This window comes from Hypericibacter adhaerens (assembly GCF_008728835.1).
Taxonomy (GTDB): domain Bacteria; phylum Pseudomonadota; class Alphaproteobacteria; order Dongiales; family Dongiaceae; genus Hypericibacter; species Hypericibacter adhaerens.
Genome location: NZ_CP042582.1, coordinates 1,854,663 through 1,873,070 on the forward strand (window position 1 = coordinate 1,854,663; position 18,408 = coordinate 1,873,070).

17 protein-coding genes are annotated in these 18,408 nt (G+C 67.3%); 9 read left to right on the forward strand and 8 right to left on the reverse strand.

Annotated elements, in window-relative coordinates; all coding sequences use genetic code 11:
* Positions 1-9 precede the first annotated feature (9 nt).
* Complete coding sequence (locus tag FRZ61_RS07955; protein WP_151116378.1) at positions 10-291, reverse strand: sarcosine oxidase subunit delta; 282 nt, start codon at positions 289-291, stop codon at positions 10-12.
* 13 nt (positions 292-304) lie between these two features.
* The gene (locus FRZ61_RS07960) at positions 305-1,564 is read right to left on the reverse strand and encodes a sarcosine oxidase subunit beta family protein (protein WP_225309176.1); all 1,260 of its coding nucleotides are present in this window, start codon (positions 1,562-1,564) and stop codon (positions 305-307) included.
* A gap of 213 nt (positions 1,565-1,777) precedes the next feature.
* Here FRZ61_RS07960 and FRZ61_RS07965 point away from each other — a divergent pair, with 213 nt between their 5' ends.
* Positions 1,778-2,803, forward strand: coding sequence for a GlxA family transcriptional regulator (locus tag FRZ61_RS07965; protein WP_151116382.1), 1,026 nt, complete (start codon positions 1,778-1,780; stop codon positions 2,801-2,803).
* A gap of 145 nt (positions 2,804-2,948) precedes the next feature.
* Positions 2,949-5,369, forward strand: coding sequence for an FAD-dependent oxidoreductase (locus FRZ61_RS07970; RefSeq protein WP_151116384.1), 2,421 nt, complete (start codon positions 2,949-2,951; stop codon positions 5,367-5,369).
* A gap of 178 nt (positions 5,370-5,547) precedes the next feature.
* Here the strand turns inward: FRZ61_RS07970 and FRZ61_RS07975 are convergent, their stop codons facing one another.
* Positions 5,548-6,135, reverse strand: coding sequence for an HD domain-containing protein (locus FRZ61_RS07975; RefSeq protein ID WP_225309177.1), 588 nt, complete (start codon positions 6,133-6,135; stop codon positions 5,548-5,550).
* Between the two features lie 63 nt (positions 6,136-6,198).
* Between FRZ61_RS07975 and FRZ61_RS07980 the strand changes: the two genes are divergently transcribed.
* The 3 genes from FRZ61_RS07980 to FRZ61_RS07990 all read left to right on the forward strand — a co-directional run bounded on the left by FRZ61_RS07980 (position 6,199) and on the right by FRZ61_RS07990 (position 8,880).
* Positions 6,199-6,927, forward strand: a complete 729-nt coding sequence (locus tag FRZ61_RS07980; protein ID WP_191909354.1) for a 4Fe-4S dicluster domain-containing protein — start codon at positions 6,199-6,201, stop codon at positions 6,925-6,927.
* 106 nt (positions 6,928-7,033) lie between these two features.
* Positions 7,034-7,783: a glutamine amidotransferase-related protein gene (locus tag FRZ61_RS07985; RefSeq protein ID WP_151116386.1), complete on the forward strand. Its 750-nt coding sequence runs from the start codon at positions 7,034-7,036 to the stop codon at positions 7,781-7,783.
* A gap of 143 nt (positions 7,784-7,926) precedes the next feature.
* Positions 7,927-8,880 carry a hypothetical protein gene (locus tag FRZ61_RS07990; RefSeq protein ID WP_151116388.1) on the forward strand — a complete coding sequence of 318 codons (954 nt, stop codon included), beginning with the start codon at positions 7,927-7,929 and terminating at the stop codon, positions 8,878-8,880.
* A 102-nt stretch (positions 8,881-8,982) separates the two neighbouring features.
* Here the strand turns inward: FRZ61_RS07990 and FRZ61_RS07995 are convergent, their stop codons facing one another.
* From FRZ61_RS07995 to FRZ61_RS08005, 3 genes are all read right to left on the reverse strand, one after another.
* Positions 8,983-9,495, reverse strand: a complete 513-nt coding sequence (locus FRZ61_RS07995; RefSeq protein WP_151116390.1) for a DinB family protein — start codon at positions 9,493-9,495, stop codon at positions 8,983-8,985.
* Between the two features lie 245 nt (positions 9,496-9,740).
* Positions 9,741-10,322: a glutathione peroxidase gene (locus FRZ61_RS08000; RefSeq protein WP_151116392.1), complete on the reverse strand. Its 582-nt coding sequence runs from the start codon at positions 10,320-10,322 to the stop codon at positions 9,741-9,743.
* A gap of 10 nt (positions 10,323-10,332) precedes the next feature.
* Positions 10,333-11,037, reverse strand: a complete 705-nt coding sequence (locus tag FRZ61_RS08005) for a helix-turn-helix transcriptional regulator (protein ID WP_151116394.1) — start codon at positions 11,035-11,037, stop codon at positions 10,333-10,335.
* 126 nt (positions 11,038-11,163) lie between these two features.
* On the opposite strand from FRZ61_RS08005, the gene FRZ61_RS08010 reads away from it, so the two are divergent.
* From FRZ61_RS08010 to FRZ61_RS08025, 4 genes are all read left to right on the forward strand, one after another.
* Positions 11,164-12,567 carry an MFS transporter gene (locus FRZ61_RS08010; protein ID WP_151116396.1) on the forward strand — a complete coding sequence of 468 codons (1,404 nt, stop codon included), beginning with the start codon at positions 11,164-11,166 and terminating at the stop codon, positions 12,565-12,567.
* Positions 12,568-12,717: 150 nt separating this feature from the next.
* Positions 12,718-13,107 carry a cupin domain-containing protein gene (locus tag FRZ61_RS08015; RefSeq protein ID WP_191909355.1) on the forward strand — a complete coding sequence of 130 codons (390 nt, stop codon included), beginning with the start codon at positions 12,718-12,720 and terminating at the stop codon, positions 13,105-13,107.
* Positions 13,108-13,154: 47 nt separating this feature from the next.
* Positions 13,155-14,819 (forward strand): FMN-binding glutamate synthase family protein, encoded by a 1,665-nt coding sequence (locus tag FRZ61_RS08020; protein ID WP_151116399.1) that lies wholly within the window; start codon positions 13,155-13,157, stop codon positions 14,817-14,819.
* 246 nt (positions 14,820-15,065) lie between these two features.
* Positions 15,066-16,220 carry a GNAT family N-acetyltransferase gene (locus tag FRZ61_RS08025; protein WP_151116401.1) on the forward strand — a complete coding sequence of 385 codons (1,155 nt, stop codon included), beginning with the start codon at positions 15,066-15,068 and terminating at the stop codon, positions 16,218-16,220.
* A gap of 102 nt (positions 16,221-16,322) precedes the next feature.
* Here the strand turns inward: FRZ61_RS08025 and FRZ61_RS08030 are convergent, their stop codons facing one another.
* Together FRZ61_RS08030 and hutU are read right to left on the reverse strand one after the other, a co-directional pair.
* Positions 16,323-16,646 (reverse strand): EthD family reductase, encoded by a 324-nt coding sequence (locus FRZ61_RS08030; RefSeq protein ID WP_151116403.1) that lies wholly within the window; start codon positions 16,644-16,646, stop codon positions 16,323-16,325.
* Positions 16,647-16,677: 31 nt separating this feature from the next.
* Positions 16,678-18,381 carry a urocanate hydratase gene (hutU, locus tag FRZ61_RS08035; RefSeq protein ID WP_151116405.1) on the reverse strand — a complete coding sequence of 568 codons (1,704 nt, stop codon included), beginning with the start codon at positions 18,379-18,381 and terminating at the stop codon, positions 16,678-16,680.
* Positions 18,382-18,408: the final 27 nt, after the last annotated feature.

Genomic DNA, 18,408 nt, shown 5'->3' on the forward strand with positions numbered 1-18,408 from the left:
CGGCACTCCTCACGTCAGGTCCGCGGGCGGCGGCTCGCCCATCTTGTAGACGGCGAGGATCCGGTGCGAAACCGTGTGGCGCGCGACGTTGAACCAGCGGCGGCAGCCGCGCGCATGCATCCAGCGCTCGAAATGCACGCCCTTGGGGTTCTTGCGCATGAAGAGATAGTCCGCGAACTCGGCGTCGCTGAGCGCGTCGGGATTCTGCGGCCGCGCGATATGCGCCTCGTGACCATAGGAGAACTCGGTCTCGTCGCGGGCGCCGCAATAGGGGCAGGGGATCAACAGCATCGGGCCTGGTCCTTCAGTGAGCGACGCCCGCGGCGCCATGCTCGTCGATCAGATAGCCGGAGGTGAAGCGCTCGAGCGCGAAGGGCTCGGCGAGCTTGTGCGGCCGGTCGTTGGCGACGGTGTCGGCGAACACCCAGCCCGAGCCCGGCGTCGCCTTGAAGCCGCCCGTGCCCCAGCCGCAATTGAAATACAGGCCCTCGACCGGCGTGCGGCTGATGATCGGGCTCGCATCGGGGCAGGTGTCGACGATGCCGCCCCAGGTCCGCATGATCTTGAGGCGGCTGAAGATGGGGAAGAGCTCGCAGAGCGCGTTGAGCTGGTGCTCGAGGATGAAGGGGCTGCCGCGCTGGGCGTAGGAGTTGAAGGCGTCGATGCCGGCCCCCAGCACCAGCTCGCCCTTGTCGGACTGGCTGACATAGACATGGACGGCGTTCGACATGACCACCGTGTCGAGGATCGGCTTGATCGGCTCGGACACCATGGCCTGGAGCGGGTGGCTCTCGATCGGCAGGCGGAAGCCCGCCATGGAAGCGACCACGCTGGCATGACCCGCCACCACGCAGCCGACCTTCTTGGCGCCGATATAGCCGCGCGTGGTCTCGACACCCTTGACCCGGCCGTTCTCGATGCGGAAGCCGGTGACTTCGCAGTTCTGGATGATATCGACGCCGCGCGCATCGGCCGCGCGGGCAAGGCCCCAGGCGACCGCGTCGTGACGCGCCGTGCCGCCGCGGCGCTGCAGCGAGGCGCCCATGACCGGATAGCGCGACCTGGGATCGGTATTGAGGATCGGGCAGTAGGCCTTGCACTGCTCGACCGTGAGGAACTCGGAATCGATGCCGTTGAGACGGATCGCATTGACGCGCCGGTTGATCTCGCGCAGATCGTGCAGGTTATGCGCCAGGCTCATCAGCCCGCGCTGCGAGAACATGGTGTTGAAGTTGAGGTCCTGGGACAGTCCTTCCCAGAGCTTCAGCGAATGCTCGTAGAGATGGGCGCTCTCGTCCCAGAGATAGTTGGAGCGAACGATCGTCGTGTTGCGCCCGGTATTGCCGCCGCCGAGCCAGCCCTTCTCGATCACCGCCACATTGGTGATGCCATGCTCCTTGGCGAGGTAATAGGCGGTGGCGAGGCCGTGGCCGCCGCCGCCGACGATCACCACGTCGTAATCCGGCTTGGGATCCGGGCTGCGCCAGGCGGCCTGCCAGTCCTGGTGGTAGGAAAGGGCGTTCCGGATCAGGCTGACGATCGAGTATTTGGGGCGTAGGGCCAAGGGCGCGACGGGCTCCAGGAGGGGCGGGGCGGCGGACAAAATGGCAGCGGCCCGAAGGGGTTGCAAGCGCGCCCGGAGCCGCAGGACGGGCCCCGGAAATGGCGGTCCGGCGCCGATTCCGGTCTTGCGGCTCAACGTCACCATTTATTCATTTCGCGACATAGCGTAGAGTGCCCGCCGGTTCCTGGCCCGACCCCCATTCTGGACGTTTCGATGTTCGGTGATCCTCCCCGCGAGCTGCCGCAGCAGATCGCCTTCTTGCTGGTGCCCAACTTCTCGATGATCGCCTTCACGGCCGCGGTCGAGCCGCTCCGGCTCGCCAACCGCGCCAGCGGTCGCCAGCTTTATCGCTGGCACCTGTTCTCGCCGGACGGCAAGCCGGTCGCGGCCAGCAACGGCATCGAGCTCAACCCCGCCGGCAATGCGGACCAGGCGGTGAACTACCACACCGTGATCCTCTGCAGCGGCATCGACGCGCATCTCTATAACGACCGCGGCCTGTTCGCGGCGCTGCGCCGTTGCGAGCGCGCGGGGGCGGATATCGGCGCGCTCTGCACGGGCACCCATATCCTGGCGCGCGCCGGGCTCATGGACGGCTATCGCTGCACGATCCACTGGGAGAACATGGCGGGCTTCGCCGAGGATTTCCCGCAGATCGAGGTGACGAGCGAGCTCTTCGAGATCGACCGCAACCGCTTCACCTGCTCGGGCGGCACCGCCTCGCTCGACATGATGCTGAACCTGATCGCCGAGCAGCATGGCCACGAACTGGCGGCCTCGGTCTCCGACCAGTTCATCCATGAGCGCATCCGCGACCGCCACGACCATCAGCGCATGGCGCTGCCCGCGCGGCTCGGCGTGCGCCACCCCAAGCTCCTCTCCGTGATCAAGCTGATGGAGGAGCATCTGGAGGAACCGCTGGAGCGCCAGGACCTGGCCGAGGCGGCGGGGCTCTCCAACCGCCAGCTCGAGCGCCTGTTCCGCAAATACCTGAACCGTTCGCCCGCGCGCTATTACGTGGAGCTGCGCCTCAACCGCGCGCGGCTGCTGCTGCTCCAGACCAACATGTCGGTGATCGACGTGGCGCTGGCCTGCGGCTTCGTCTCGGCCTCGCATTTCTCCAAATGCTACCGCGACTTCTTCGGCCGCACGCCCCGGCGCGAGCGCGGCGGGCCGGCGGTCGCCGCGGCGGCAGCCGCGCGGGCCGCGGCACCGGACAAGATCAAAGGCGCGGCCTGACCGATTCCAGACCAGCCGGTCGTCGATCGCGGCGCTGGCTTGCCCTCGAAGCGCGACCCCCTGCGGCTTCCGCGGGCTTGAGAAGGGGCGCCGCCCGCCGCTACATTCCCCCCGCCCGAACCCGTTTTGACGAGCAGGAGTTTCGATGAAGTCGCATGCGAGAGTGGTGGTTGTCGGCGGCGGCGTGATGGGGGTGGGGCTGCTCTATCACCTGGCGCTGGAAGGCTGGACCGACATCGTGCTGGTGGAGAAGGGCGAGCTGACCTCGGGCTCGACCTGGCATGCGGCGGGTCAATGCCCGCATTTCAACGGCTCGCTCAACATGACCAAGGTGCATGTCTATGGCACCCAGCTCTATCCGCAGCTCGAGAAGCTGACGGGGCAGGCGGTGAGCTGGCACGGCTGCGGCGGCCTGCGTATCGCCACCACCGACGAGGAGGTGAACTGGCTGAAGCAGGTCTATGGCCTCTCCAAGCTCGCGAACTACGAGGCCCATATCATCGGGCCCGACGAGATCAAGCAGTATCACCCCTTCCTCAACACCGACGGCATCAAGGCCGCCTTCCTGACCGTCACCGACGGCCATGTGGCGCCGGCCGACATCACTAACGCCATGGCGGCGGGTGCCCGCAAGCTCGGCGCCGAGATCTATCGCCGCACGCTCGTCACCGACATCAAGCTCCTGAAGACCGGCGAGTGGCAGGTCGTCACCGACAAGGGCAACATCACCTGCGAGCATGTGGTGAACTCGGCCGGCTCCTACTGCGACGTGGTCGGGTCCTGGACCGGCCATAACGTGCCGATCGCCAATATGCTGCATCACTACATGATCACCGAGCCGCTCGCGGCGCTGATCGAGCTCGAGAAGGAGCTGCCGGTGGTGCGCGATCCCTATTCGCACGCTTACTTGCGCGAGGAGACCAACGGCATCCTGGTCGGGCCTTACGAGACGGCGACCGCCCATGTCTGCTGGGACGGCAAGCCGCCGGCCTGGGATTTCGAGAGCGAGCTGGTGCCGCCCGAGCTCGATCGCCTGACGCCCTGGCTGGAGAAGGCCGCCGAGCGCTTCCCGTTGTTCGGCGAATCCGGCCTCAAGAACATCATCTCCGGCGCCATCACCCACACGCCCGACGGCGTCTATCTCTCGGGCCCGGCGCACGGCCCGAAGAACTACTGGATGCATTGCGGCGCCTCGATCGGCATCTGCCAGGGCGGCGGTGCCGGCAAATACCTGGCGCAGTGGATGGTGCATGGCCAGGCCGAGATCAATATGCGCGAGTTCGATCCGCGCCGCTTCGGCAACTGGGCGACCAAGGACTACACCACCGAGGTCTCGATCGCCGACTACCACCACATGTACTACTGCTACAAGCCGGCCGAGCAGCACCAGGTCGGCCGGGGCCTGCGCAAATCCGCGATCCACGACAAGCTCGCGGCCGCGGGCGCGCAGTTCAGCCAGATCTTCGGCTGGGAGCGCGCACGCTGGTACGACAAGACCGGCAAGGGCGAGGCCTATTCCTTCAAGCGCTCCAACTGGTGGGACGCGGTCAAGGCCGAGTGCAAGGCGGTGCGCGAGCGCGTCGGCCTGATGGACCTCTCGACCTTCGCCAAGTTCGACGTGAAGGGCCCGGATGCCTACGCCTTCCTCGAGCGGATCTGCGCCAACCGGATTCCCGCCAAGGATGGCGGCATCATGCTGGGCCATCTCCTCAACGAGAACGGCTTCATCGAGAGCGAGATCACGGTCACCCGGCTCGCGGCCGACCATTTCTACGTGCTCTCGGCCGCAGCGGCGCAGCTCTACGACATGGACCAGCTGTGCTGGCGCCTGAAGCAAGGCGAGCGCGTCACCATCGCCGACGTCACGGACGATTTCGGCGTGCTGGTGCTGGCGGGACCGAAGGCGCGCGACGTGCTGGCGGCCTGCACCAAGGCCGATCTCACCAACGCTTCCTTCCGCTGGCTGACAGGCAAGGAGATCGAGGTCGCGGGCGTGAAGGGCGTGCGCAGCTTGCGCGTCAACTATGTCGGCGAGCTGGGCTGGGAGCTCCATGTGCCGATGAAGCAGCTTCCCACCGTGTTCGACGCGGTCATGAAGGCGGGGGCGCCGCACGGCATCCAGCTCTTCGGCACCTACGCGATGAACTCGCTGCGGATGGAGAAGGCCTATCGCGGCTGGGGCTCGGAGCTCACCAACGAGGTCACGCTCGTCGAGGGCGACATGGAGCGTTTCGTCAATCTCGACAAGGACTTCATCGGCAAGGCCGCGACCCAGCGCTCGAAGCAGCAGGGTGCCCGCATCAAGCTCGTCTATATGACCGTCGAGGCCGGGAATAACGACTGCTACGGCAACGAGCCCATCTATCAGGGCGACAAGCTGGTCGGCATCACCACCGGCGGCGCCTATGGCCACGCGATCGGCAAGTCGCTGACCTTCGCCTATGTCGATCCCAAGCTCGCGCGCGACGGCGAAGCCTTCGAGATCCTGATGATGGGCGAGCGTCACAAAGCGCAGATCGCGCCCCAGCCCGCCTGGGACCCGAAGAACGAGCGGCTGCGTGGGTAGGAGCAGCGATGCGGGAAACGCTCTCTATTCGTCATCCCCGCGAAAGCGGGGATCCAACTTCAAGCTAGGTGCGCTGGGTCGAGATGGATCCCCGCTTTCGCGGGGATGACGATGGAGGGCGCGGGCAGAGTGTGTGATGACGTCGCGGCCTCGGCGCCGCGACGTCACCGGATGCGCGTCAGACCGCGAACGACCAGGGCTTCCGCCCGATGATGCGGCGGACCATCGGTTCGAAGGCCGAGAGCGGCATGTTCTCGTACTCCGGGTCGAAGGAGTTCTGGTCGTAATTGTGGCACCAGGCGGCGGTGCGCTCGAACAGCGGATGGCCGCGATACTGCTCGCGCGCATTGCGGTCGCCGCCCATATGGTGCCAGAAGTAGTAGCCCTGGAAGATGCCGTGATGCTTCACCAGCCAGTGATTGTCCTTGGAGATGTAGGGTTGGAGGATCGCGGCGGCGAGATCGGAATGGTTCTCCGGCGCCATGATGTCGCCGATATCGTGGAGGAGGGCGATCACCACCACCTCCTCATCCTCGCCGGCGCGAAAGGCGCGTGTGGCGGACTGGACCGAATGCTCGAAGCGGTCGATCTTGTAGCCCATCTTGTCGCCCGCCAGGCGCTGCAGCTGGCTCAGCAGCTCGCCCGGCAGATTCTGGTTGTGCTTCTGGTAGAGGCGGTCGAGAAGCTGATACTCCTCGTAGCTGCCATTCTCCATGCGGATGAAATCGACCGTCTCTTCCATCACCTGCTCTCCCTCGGGGGCCATGCAAACATCGTCCTCCCGGGGCCCGACGGGCGCGGGGGACGACCGACAACGGCCTAGCCTAGCATGAGCGACCCCCGATTTTCCAAGACCCCTAATTGGTCCAAGAGCTTAGCCGCCGCGCTCGCTGCCCACGGCCTGATCCTCCGGGGTGGCTTCCAGCCGGCGGCCGAGGATGGGCTGCCGGCGCTGCCCGGGGACCGGCCGACGCGGCTGCTGATGCTGGTCGGCAATGCCGGTCCCGCCCTCTGGGCGGCCTTCAGTCGCGCGCCGGAGGCGGCCGATGGGGCGCCGCACCCGCTCAATCGCTGGACGCGCCGGGTGGTGGAGACGGTGGCGGCCGAGTTCGGCGCCCGGGCCCTTTATCCCTTCGAAGCCAGCCCCGCCTGGCCGTTCCAGCGCTGGGCGCAATGGGCGGAGCCGGTCTTTCCCTCGCCCTTGGGCCTTCTGATTCATCCGGAATTCGGCCTCTGGCACGCCTATCGCGCGGCCCTGCTTTTCGCCGAGCCGCGCTCGCTGACGCCGCCCGCCCGGGCCAGCCATCCTTGCGAGATCTGCGCCGAGAAGCCCTGCCTCGCCGCCTGTCCGGTCGGGGCCTTCCAGCCGGGTGAGGGCGGGGTGCGCTACGACGTGGCGGCCTGCCTTAACCACATCGAAGCTCCTGCCGGGCATGATTGCCTGGAGGCCGGCTGCCGGGCGCGGCGGGCCTGTCCGGTCGGCGCCGAATGGCGTTCCGAACCGGCGCAGGCCGGGTTCCATATGCGCGCGTTCCTGCGCTCGGGCCGCGGCCATTGATGCGGCCGAGGACACGGGCCCGGCGATTGACGACTCAGGGTCTGCGACCCCAGCATGGCGATCCTATGATCGGCCTTGCGGGGCATCGGGCGGCGAAGGGCGTAGGATGAGCAATCGCATCGTGATGGTGGTGCATAGCGAGTGGCGTGAAAGACGGATCACCCCTCATCTCGCCAGCCACGGCTACCAGGTGGAATGTCGCTGCCCCGCCCAGGGCGAGCCTCTGCCGGACAATCTCGACGATTATGCGGGCGCCATCGTGCTCGGCGGCGTGCAGAGCGCCAACGACGCCGACAGCGTCGACTATATGCGCCAGGAGCTCGACTGGATCCGCCGCTGGGTCGAGGGAGGACGGCGCTATCTGGGCATCTGCCTCGGCGGCCAGCTGCTGGCCCGCGCCTTGGGCGCGACGGTGAAGCCGCATCCGGAAGGCCTGCACGAGATCGGCTACTGGCCGATCGAGCCGACGCACGAGGCCGGCGATCTCTTCTCGGGTCTGAGCCATGTCTATCACTGGCACAAGGAGGGCTTCGATCTGCCGCGCGGCGCCGAGCTTCTGGCGCGGGGTTCGCGCTTTCCGCATCAGGCCTTCCGCTGGGGTGCCGCCTACGGGCTGCAGTTCCATCCGGAGGTGACGGGCGCGGATGTGCATGGCTGGCTCGGCGAGACCTCCGACTACGAAAGCCGGCTGGGGGCGCCGCCGCGCGATGTCCATCTCGCCGGCATCCAGGAACATGATCCCACCCTCGACCGCTGGACGCGGCGCTTCATCGATCGCTGGATCGGGAAGGCGCGCGCGACGGCGGAGCCGGCCTCTGTGTCGATTGTTACAGCATCGCGCGCCGCGCACGGTTGAAAGACCCGCGCTCGCTCCGCATGCTGATTGAATAGTCCACGAACACCGTCGGCCTTCGATGGCGGCGGTTTGCGGCTTGTGCCGCTTCGCGCCGCTGTTGTATAGGGCTGACGCCCGTCCGACCGATGATAGGGGGATCCGCTTTGCGCCTCGTTCTCGCGATTTGCGCCCTCTGCGGCGCGCTCGGCTTTGCCGCGCCCGCGTTCGCAGATTCGTCCACCGTCGACCCGACCGCGGTCCAGCTGGCGCAGAACAGCCAGTTCGCGAACCTGCTGGGCCAGAGCGCCTACAAGGACCTCCCGGTCGAGACGCCGAAGCCCGCGGATTCGACGGCCACCCTGAAGCTGACGGCCGTGGTCGCCACCGGCGCCATCAAGAACATCGCCGACCCGATCTCCTGGACGGTCGTGCGCAAGGCCGAAGGCGGTATCCCGCAATCCGTGATCGCCCGCGACAAGAGCCCGGCCCCCACCTTCAAGCTGCCGCCGGGCAAATACATCGTCGAGGGCATCTGGAAGGCGATCGTCGTGCAGCGCGACGTCGATGTCCCGGCCGGCAAGCCGCATACCGAGCTCTTCAACTACAATGCGGGCACCATCAGCCTGCGGATGATCCCCTATAGCGGCGCCTCTCCCATCACCACCGCGGTCAAATGGGATCTCTACTTCATGCGCAAGGGGAGCGGGGCCAACCTCCAGGACAACGACAAGCTGTTCACGGTGGTGGCGCCGACCCAGCAGTTCTCGCTGCCCGCCGGCAACTACGTCGTGCGCGCCAGCTATGGCGGCACCTCCGCCGACCTGGTGATGCCGATCGAGGCCGGGCACTCCTACAAATACACGATCAATCTCTATTCGGCGCAGGTCACCTTCAACGCCGCGGGCGCCGACAAGACCACGATCTGGCAGGTGCTGCGTGCCAAGCCGGACGGGGACGGCCAGCGCCGCATGGTCGCGAGCCAGACCGGCGCCTCGCCCACCTTCCTGCTGCGCGAAGGCAAATACATCGTGAGGGTCGCGACCGGCGATCTCCATGGCGAGCAGGCCTTCGACGTGAAGGCCGCGAAGAATTCGACCGTGAAGGTCAAGCTGCAGTAAGGCGCGGGGGCGGGCGCTCCGTCCGCATCGGCGCAAAGACGAAACCAAAGGCGCCGGGGCCATTCCCCGGCGCCTTTTCTCTTGGTCGTCGGTTCGTGGGCGTCAGGCGATCAGCCGCGCCTCGCCGACCACCGGCAGGAAGAAGGCTAGATCGACATCCGGCATGGCGAGGCCGCGCTGCTGCAGCACGGCGAAGATCTGGCCGCGATGATGGGTCTGGTGGTTGAACAGGCCCGAGAGCAGGTCGCGCACCCGCGCCTCGAAATGGCGGTCGCGCTTGATGGTCGAGAAACGCACCATCGCCTCGATCTGCTCCTCCGTCATCCCGTCCACCAGCTCGATCAGGCCCTGGTCCTCGGCTTCCCGCGCCGCGCGCAGGGCGGCGAAATCGTCATGGAGCAGCTGGTCGAGGGAGCGGATGCCGCGATCGGTGCCGGTGACGCGGCCGATCCAGAGACGGTCCACTACCAGCAGGTGATTGAGGGTGCGGTGGATCGAGCCGAAGAAGATGCCCGCATCGGCGCGATAGGCCGCATCGTCCAGCACCGCCACCTTGTCGTAGAGCTGGTTGTTGACCCAGGCGTTGAAGCGCGCCATCAGGGGAAAGTGCCGCATGGTGAATCTCTCGCGAATGGCCGATCGATCGGCAGAAGGTTAGCGGGGGACTATGTTTTCGACCGCTGAGGTTTTCTCACGCGGGCTGTGAGCTTATGTCCTCTCCCCCGTTCAGGGGGAGGGCCAGGGAGGGGGATGACTCGGTAGAAGACACTGATCGAGAGCATCTCGCTCTTGCTTCATCGATCGCGTCAGCCCCCTCCCCCAGAAAGTGGGGGAGGGGATAATATTCCAAGAGTCCCGCTTCACCCCGCCGGCGCGGCCAGCGCCTGCTCGATCGCCTGGGTCAGCTTCGCGTCCGACGGCTTCACGCTGCTGGTGAACCAGGCCGCGAGCTTGCCGTCGCGTCCGATCAGGATCTTGTGGAAGTTCCATTTGGGCGCGCCCTGCGGGCCCGTCTGCTCGAGCGCCCAGCGATAGAGCGGGTGGGCCTTGGCGCCGACGACCGTCTGCTTCGCCATGATCGGGAAACCGATGCCGTAGGTCGTCTCGCAGAAGCGCTTGATCTGGCTGTCGGCATCCGGCTCCTGCTCGCCGAAATCGTTGGCGGGCACGCCCAGCACCGCGAAGCCGCGGTCGCGATAGCGCTGCCACAGCGCCTCGAGCCCGCGATATTGCGGGGTGAAGCCGCAATAGGAGGCGGTGTTGACCATGAGCACGACCTTGCCGCGGAACTGCTCCGGCTTGAAGGCCGTGCCTTCGACGGAGGGCAGGGGGACCTTGCCCCAGTCGATGGGGGTCGGATGGTCGGTGGTGCTGGTACCTTGGCCGCCGGTGATGCTGGTCATGATCATGCCTGCGAGCGAGAGCAGATGTCGGGGCTTCATGCGGATCGCATTATAGCCGGGATCGCGGCTTGCGGCTGCGTTTCCTGCGCACCGGACGCGCCGCGGCGGACGGCGCCGGCGGCTCGATCCGATAGGCGCAGCGCCGCTCGCCCGCCGCGAGACCCTCGCCGCTGATCAGATGCTGGGCCCGCTCGATCCTCACGCCAGGACCCAGCACGGCGCGGAAGAGCTGCAGCTCCGAGCGGCAGAAGCCCCGGCAGGCGGTGGCGGCGGCGCAGATCGGGCAATGATGCTCGATCAGCAGCCAGCCGCCATCGTCCGTCGCACGGATCTCGGCCATGTAGCCCTCGCGCGTGCGCTCCTGGGCCAGCCGCTGCAGCTTCGCCCGCAGATCGCCGGCGGGTGCGAGGGCCGCCTGATAGCGGCGGCGCTGCTCGGCCTCGCGGGCTGCGATCAGCCGGTCGAGCGCCTTGGCGCCGAGCTTGCCGCGGATGATGTCGATGAGCTCGACCGCGAAACGGTCATGGCCGTCCGGGAACTGCGCATGACCGGCCTCGCTCAGGAACCAGCTCAGGCCGGGTCGGCCGATCGCCCCCTTGGCCTCGCCGGTCTCCACCAGGCCCGCGGCACGCAGGCTTTCCAATCGCTGGCGGGCGCCCTGGGGCGTGACGTCGAGGGTCGCGGCGACGTCCACGGTCGAGATCGGTCCGCGGGTCTTGAGCAGCTCGAGGATGTCGCGGTCGCTGGCCGCCATCAGCCGGCTTTCCTGGGTCGGTCGCCTGGGGCAGGTCACCCGATGTCATCCTAGTTTGACAACAAACTCGTTGTCAAATGAACCGGCCCCCTTTAGAAACGAGAAAGTTGTTAAAGGGGAGAGAGCATGGAACCGGCCGGCGCCGCCGCCGACCCCTATGCCGGGGAAGGCTGGCGCGAGATCCTGGGCCAGGGCCGCTGGGCGCCCTTCCTGCTGATCTGTTTCGGCATCTGGCTGCATGCGGCGGACGGGCTGATCGTGGTCACCACGATCCCGGCGATCGTCGCCGACATCGGCGGCCTCGCCTGGACCGGCTGGACCTTCGCGCTCTATCAGGTGGCCTCGATCGTCGCCGCCTCGCTGGGCGGCCTTGCCGCCTTGCGCTTCGGCATCGGCCGGGCCACGGCCGGCGCCAGCGCCGTCTTCACGATCGGCTGCGCGCTCGACGCGCTGGCGCCCGACATGGGCCTCTTCCTGATCGGCCGCCTGGTGCAGGGCCTGGGCGGCGGCGTGATGGTGGCACTGTTCCATGTCGCGGTGACCCGGGCCTTTCCCGAGCGGCATTGGACCCGGATCTTCGCCTGGGTCTCGGCCGTCTGGGGCGTCTCGGCGCTGGTCGGTCCCCTGATCGGCGGGCTCTTCGCCGAAGCCGGGCTGTGGCGCGATGCCTATTGGGCCTTCGCGGCCCAGGCGCTGCTGGTGACGATCTGCTCGCCCTTCCTGTTCAGCAACGTCGCGGGCGCTCCCCAGGGCCTGGAGCTGCGCGTGCCCTGGCGCGCGCTGGCGGCGCTGGTGCCGGGCGTGCTGGGCATCGCGGTCGCGAGCGTGGTCGATTCCGCGGGCCTGGCGGTGCTCTCGGTCGCCGTGGGTGCCGGTTTCCTCGCGCTCTTCTTCTATTTCGACCGGCGCGAGCATTCGCCGCTGCTGCCCGAACGGTCCCTGTCCGAGGTGCCCGTGCGGTTCGGCCTGCTGATGGTGCTCTGCTTCGCGGTGGCGACCATCTCCTTCAGCGTCTACGGCCCGCTGCTCCTGGCACAGCTCCATCATGTGAGCTTGATCCTGGCAGGCTACCTGATCGCGATCGAATCCGTCGCCTGGAGCGTCACGGCGATGATGGTCGGCTGGGTCCGGCCCAAGGGCGAGCCCCTCTGCATCAAGCTGGGCGCCAGCGTGATCGCGCTGGGTCTTCTCGGCTTCGCCTTGTCCGTCCCGCATGGGCCCATCTGGGCCATCGCGCTGTCTGCCGCGCTCCAGGGCGGCGGCTTCGGATTGGCCTGGGCCTTCATCGCGCGGCGCGTGGCGGCGGGCGCCATCGCGGCGGAGCGGGAGCGGGCGGCCGGCGCGCTCCCCACCACGCAGATGCTGAGCTATGCGATCGGCGCGGCGCTCGCCGCCATCATCGCCAACAGCCTGGGGCTCGAGTTGGCGACGCCGCCGGACCGGCTGCAGACGATCGGCTTCTGGATCTTCTTCGCCTTCCTGCCCTTGACCCTGCCGGGTTTTCGCGCGGCCTGGCGGCTCGCGCGTTGAGGCCGGCGACCGGAGAATCTCCTCCGGTCGGTAACTTGACGCCGGCCCCGGCTTGGGCGCGGAATGGGCCATCATTACCGGCCTTCGGCCCATGGCGTGCTTCCGCCGTGCCGGCCGGACGCCGGCCCCGAGCAGGAGAGAGCTCCATCCATGAATGCCGATTCCGGAAGGCTGGCGGCGCTGCGCCGCATCACCAACATCAACGAGGCGCCCTTCGTTCCCGACGACCGCTATGGCGCGGCGGCACCCGGCTTCACCTGGCTGCCGCTCGATTACGATAAGAAGACGGGCGACGGTTTCTTCCTGCTGCGCTTCGCGCCCGGCACCCGCTCCCTGCCGCACGAGCATAGCCACGGCGAATCCTTCCTCATCATGGAGGGCGAGCTCCGCGACAGCGACGGCGTCGTTTTCCGTGCCGGCGATTTCGTGCGCTACGAGCCCGGCAGCAAGCATTGGAGCGTGGCGCCCGAGGGATGCCTGATGGCGGTCTTCCTGCGCGGCTTTAACCGCCGGCTGAATCCGGGTGAAAGCGAAGCTTGACGCCGGAAGGCTTCAGCGCATATCGGCGTCATCGAGGGAATCCCGACATGAGTCTCGGAACGACGGCGGATTTCCGGGCCGCCGCCCGGCGGTTCAGCCTGTTCACCATCGTGCTGCTGCTGGCTTTGCTGAGCCTCCTCCTGGGCGTCGAGCTCGCCAAGGGCTGGCTCTGGCCGCTCGTCCTGCTGCTGCCGCTCCTGGCGCTGGGCGTCTGGGACCTGGTCCAGCCCGCTCATTCGCTCATGCGGAACTATCCGCTGATAGCGCATTTCCGCTGGCTGTTCGAGGAGCTGCGGCCCTACTTGCGCCAATACATCGTCGAGGACGATCACTCGGGCAAGCCCTACAGCCACGACGAGCGCGCCCTCATCTATGCGCGCGCCAAGGGCCAGGAGGACCGCCAGCCCTTCGGCACCGAGCTCGACGCCTATCACGGGGCCTTCGAATGGATGACCCATTCGATCGCGCCCAAGCCCGTGGTGACCGAGCCCTTCCGGATCAAGGTCGGCGGTGCCGACTGCAAGAAGCACTACGAGGCCGCGATCCTCAACATCTCGGCCATGAGCTTCGGCTCGCTGGGGCCCAATGCGATCGAGGCGCTCAATTGGGGGGCCAAGCTCGGCGGCTTCTATCACGACACGGGCGAGGGCGGCATCAGCCGCTACCACCGGATCCATGGCGGCGACATCGTCTATGAGCTGGGCACGGGCTATTTCGGTGCGCGCAACCCGAACGGCAGCTTCAGCCCGGAGCGCTTCGCCGAGCAGGCGCGGAACGACCAGATCCGCATGGTCGAGATCAAGCTCAGCCAGGGGGCCAAGCCCGGCCATGGCGGCATCCTGCCCGGCGCCAAGGTCTCGCCCGAGATTTCCGAGGCGCGCGGCGTCGCAGCGGGCGTCGACTGCATCTCGCCCAGCCGGCACACGGCCTTCTCGACCCCGGCGGAGATGATGGAGTTCATCGCCACCTTGCGCGAGCTCTCGGGCGGCAAGCCGGTCGGTTTCAAGCTCTGTGTCGGCCATCCGACCGAGGTCTTCGCCCTGGTCAAGGCGATGCTCAAGACCGGCATCAAGCCGGACTTCATCGTGGTCGACGGCAAGGAAGGCGGCACGGGGGCGGCACCGGCCGAGTTCTCGGACCATCTCGGCATGCCGCTGCGTGAAGGCTTGATCCTGATGCGCAACGCGCTGGTCGGCGCCAATCTGCGCGGCGAGATCCGGCTCGCGGCCAGCGGCAAGATCGTCAGCGGCTTCTCCATGGCGGCCAATCTCGCCATCGGCGCCGACTGGTGCAACGCGGCGCGCGCCTTCATGTTCTCGCTGGGCTGCGTGCAGTCGATGCGCTGCCACACCAACCGCTGCCCGACCGGTGTCACCACCAACGATCCCGTGCTGCAGCGCGGCCTCGTGGTGGCCCTGAAGGCGCAGCGCGTCGCGAGCTTCCAGCGCCACACCGTCGAGGCGCTGGCCGAGCTGGTCGCGGCCGCCGGCGTGACACACCCACAGGACCTGATGCCGCGCCATATCTGGCACCGCCTCAACCCGATTGAGGTCCGCACCCTCGACCGCATCTATAATTTCCTCGAACCGGGCGTGCTGCTCGCGGCGCCCGATATGACGCCTTATGCCGAGGAATGGCGCGCGGCCGACCCGGACTCCTTCGAGCCGCGGATGGAGGTGGGGCCGCAGCGGGAAGCGACGGGCGCGGCTTAGTCCTGTAACGCTCATCCGTCGCCATGCAATGCAACCGCGCGGCGCGACGGCGTTTCGGGAGTTACGGTAGTCGTCAAAGCGATAGCCAAGGTCATGCCGATCGGCGACTGCAGAAGAAGTTTCGGGCATGCCGTTTCCGCCAAGGCCCAGGCTCCGTCGCGCATGCCGCTGGTGTTGGACATCCGTAGAGCGGCGGGACGATGAAGCGGCCAAGGACGCCAAGAGAAACAGGATGACCCACGCGGAATGAACACGCATATCACCGTCCGGTCCGTCGAGACCGGGAAGGATCGCAAGGCCTTTGTCGAGCTGGCATTCCGCCTGAACGCGGGCGATCGCAACTGGGTGCCGCCGCTGAAGCAGGAGGTTTACGGCCTCATCACGCCTGGCAAGAACCCGTGGTTCGGCCATGCGGAGGCGCAGCTCTTCGTTGCCGAGCGCGACGGCCGCGTGGTCGGCCGGATTTCCGCGCATATCGACCATCTGGCGCTCGTCCAGCCCGCCGCGCAGGGGATGGGTCCGGGCACCGGCAATTGGGGCATGATGGAAGCGGAGGACGAGACGATCTTCCAGGCGCTCATCGCGCATGCCGAGGATTGGCTGCGGGCCAAGGGCATGCTGCGCTCGCTCGGCCCTTTCGGCCTTTCGGTGTGGGACGAGCCCGGCCTGCTGGTCAGCGGCTTTGAACATCCGCCGACGGTGATGATGGGGCATAACAGCTCCGCCTATCGCGGTTGGGTGGAAGCGGCGGGCTATGCGCCCGCCAAATCGCTCTACACCTATGAGCTCGATATCACGCAGGAGTTCCCGCCGCTCGTCCAGCGCATCATCCAGTCGGGCCAGCGCAACGGCCGCATCGTTATCCGCAAAGTCGACAAGAGGCGCTTCAACGAGGAAGCCGCGCTGATTTTGGGCATATTGAACGATGCCTGGTCGGACAACTGGGGCTTTGTGCCGCTGACGGACGCCGAGATCGCCTATGCCGGCAGGAAGCTCAAGCCGATCGTCTTCGAAGACCTGATCCGCATCGCCGAGGTCGAGGGCGAACCCGTCGCCTTCATGATCACGCTGCCCGATCTCAACGAAGCGCAGAAGACCCTGAACGGCTCGCTCTTTCCCTTCGGCTGGGCGAAGTTGCTCTGGTGGCTGCGCGCGCCCAAGGTGAAGACGACGCGGGTGCCGCTCATGGGCGTCGTCAAGCGGCTCCAGGCCTCGCGCCTCGCGAGCCAGATCGCCTTCATGATGATCGAGCAGACCCGTCGCGCCGCGGTCGCCGACTATGGCGCTTCGCGTGGCGAGATCGGCTGGATCCTCGAGGACAACCAGGGCATGCGCGCGATCGCCGAGACGATCGAGAGCAGGATCAATCGTGAATATGTGATCTACGAAAAGGCGCTGTAAGGGCGCAGCCAAGATGACTTGCTGATCCACCGCTTCCCCGAGATTGCGCCCGTGGGCATGCGACGGCGGTGGATTGGGCGCGCAGCGCCGGATCGCCCGACGTCATCCGCGAACGACGACCTCGTCCACCAGGCCCCAGCTGGTGCGGGCCATGTCCATGCAGTTGGGATTGTCCCCCGCCGCGCGCCGGCCCTCGGGCGAGGCCCAGGCCGCGTCGTAGGCGGCGCGGTCGGCGAACCAGAACTCGATCACCGCGTCCCAGGGCGGATCGCCCTCGATTTCGTCCGGCTCGACGAAATTCTGCACATAGCGGGTGACATGCGGGATGGCGGTCGCCAAGGGGCCATGCACCTCGCGGAAGTAGCGGCGGAACCGCTCGCGCGACCAACCCTCGCGCCGATGGCAGACCACGACGAGCTTGAGCATCCGTTTCCTCCCCGCCGGCAGACATGCCGGCTCAGCGGTGCGGGCTGCTTCCCGATGCTGAGCTGCCGATGCTCGGCAGCTTCAGTCCTTGCTCCTTGGCGCAGTCGATCGCGATCTCGTAGCCGGCATCGGCGTGGCGCATCACGCCGGTGGCGGGGTCGTTGGTGAGGACCCGCTCCAGTCGCCGTGCCGCTTCCTTCGTGCCGTCGGCGACGATCACCATGCCCGCATGCTGCGAGAAGCCGATGCCCACGCCGCCGCCGTGGTGGAGCGAGACCCAGGTGGCGCCCGAGGCGGTGTTGAGGAGCGCGTTCAGGAGCGGCCAGTCGCTGATGGCATCCGAGCCGTCCTGCATCGCCTCGGTCTCGCGGTTGGGGCTCGCCACCGACCCTGAATCGAGATGATCGCGGCCGATCACGATCGGGGCCTTGAGCTCGCCCGTGGCCACCATCTCGTTGAAGGCGAGGCCGAGCCTTGCGCGGTCGCCGAGGCCGACCCAGCAGATGCGCGCCGGCAGGCCCTGGAACTGGATGCGCTTCCGGGCCATGTCGAGCCAGTTGTGGAGATGCGGGTTGCCGGGCATGAGCTGCTTCACCCGCGCGTCGGTCTTGTAGATGTCCTCCGGATCGCCCGAGAGCGCCGCCCAGCGGAAGGGACCGATGCCGCGGCAGAAGAGGGGACGGATATAGGCCGGCACGAAGCCCGGGAAGTCGAAGGCGTCGGCGACGCCCATCTCCAGCGCCATCTGGCGGATGTTGTTGCCATAATCGAGCGTCGGGATGCCCATGCGATGGAAATCGAGCATGGCCTTGACCTGGACCGCCATCGACTGCTTGGCGGCCTGGATCACCGCCTCGGGATCGGACTGGCGCATGCGCTCGGCCTTGTCGAGCGACCAGCCCGCCGGCAGATAGCCGTTGAGCGGGTCATGAGCCGAGGTCTGGTCGGTGACGATGTCCGGGCGGATGCCGCGGCGCACCAGCTCGGGGAAGATCTCGGCGGCGTTGCCCAGGAGGCCGACGGAGAGGGCCTCGCCCTTGGCCGTGGCCTCGCGGATCATGGCCAGGGCCTGGTCGAGATCGTCGGCGCGGCGGTCGAGATAGCGGGTCTCGAGCCGGCGCTCGATGCGGCTCGGCTGGCATTCGACCGCGAGCATCGAGGCGCCGGCCATGGTCGCGGCCAGCGGCTGCGCGCCGCCCATGCCGCCCAGGCCCCCGGTCAGGATCCATTTGCCGGCGAGATTGCCGCCGAAATGCCGGCGCCCGACCTCGACGAAGGTCTCGTAGGTGCCCTGCACGATGCCCTGGCTGCCGATATAGATCCAGGAGCCCGCCGTCATCTGGCCGTACATCATCAGGCCCTTGCGGTCGAGCTCGTGGAACTTCTCCCAGGTCGCCCAGTGCGGCACGAGATTCGAGTTCGCGATCAGCACGCGCGGCGCATCCGCATGGGTGCGGAAGATGCCGACCGGCTTGCCCGACTGAACCAGCAGCGTCTCGTCGGCCTCGAGCGAGCGGAGGCTGGCCACGATCCGGTCGTAGCTCTCCCAGTCGCGCGCGGCGCGCCCGATGCCGCCATAGACCACCAGCTCCTGCGGCTTCTCCGCGACGGCGGCGTCGAGATTGTTCATCAGCATGCGCAAGGGCGCCTCGGTCAGCCAGCTCTTGGCGCTGAGCGTGGTCCCGTGCGGGCTCTTGATCTTGCGTTCGTTGTCGAGGCGGGTGATTGCGGGCATGTCGGTTTCTCGCGTGAGGCGGCCCGA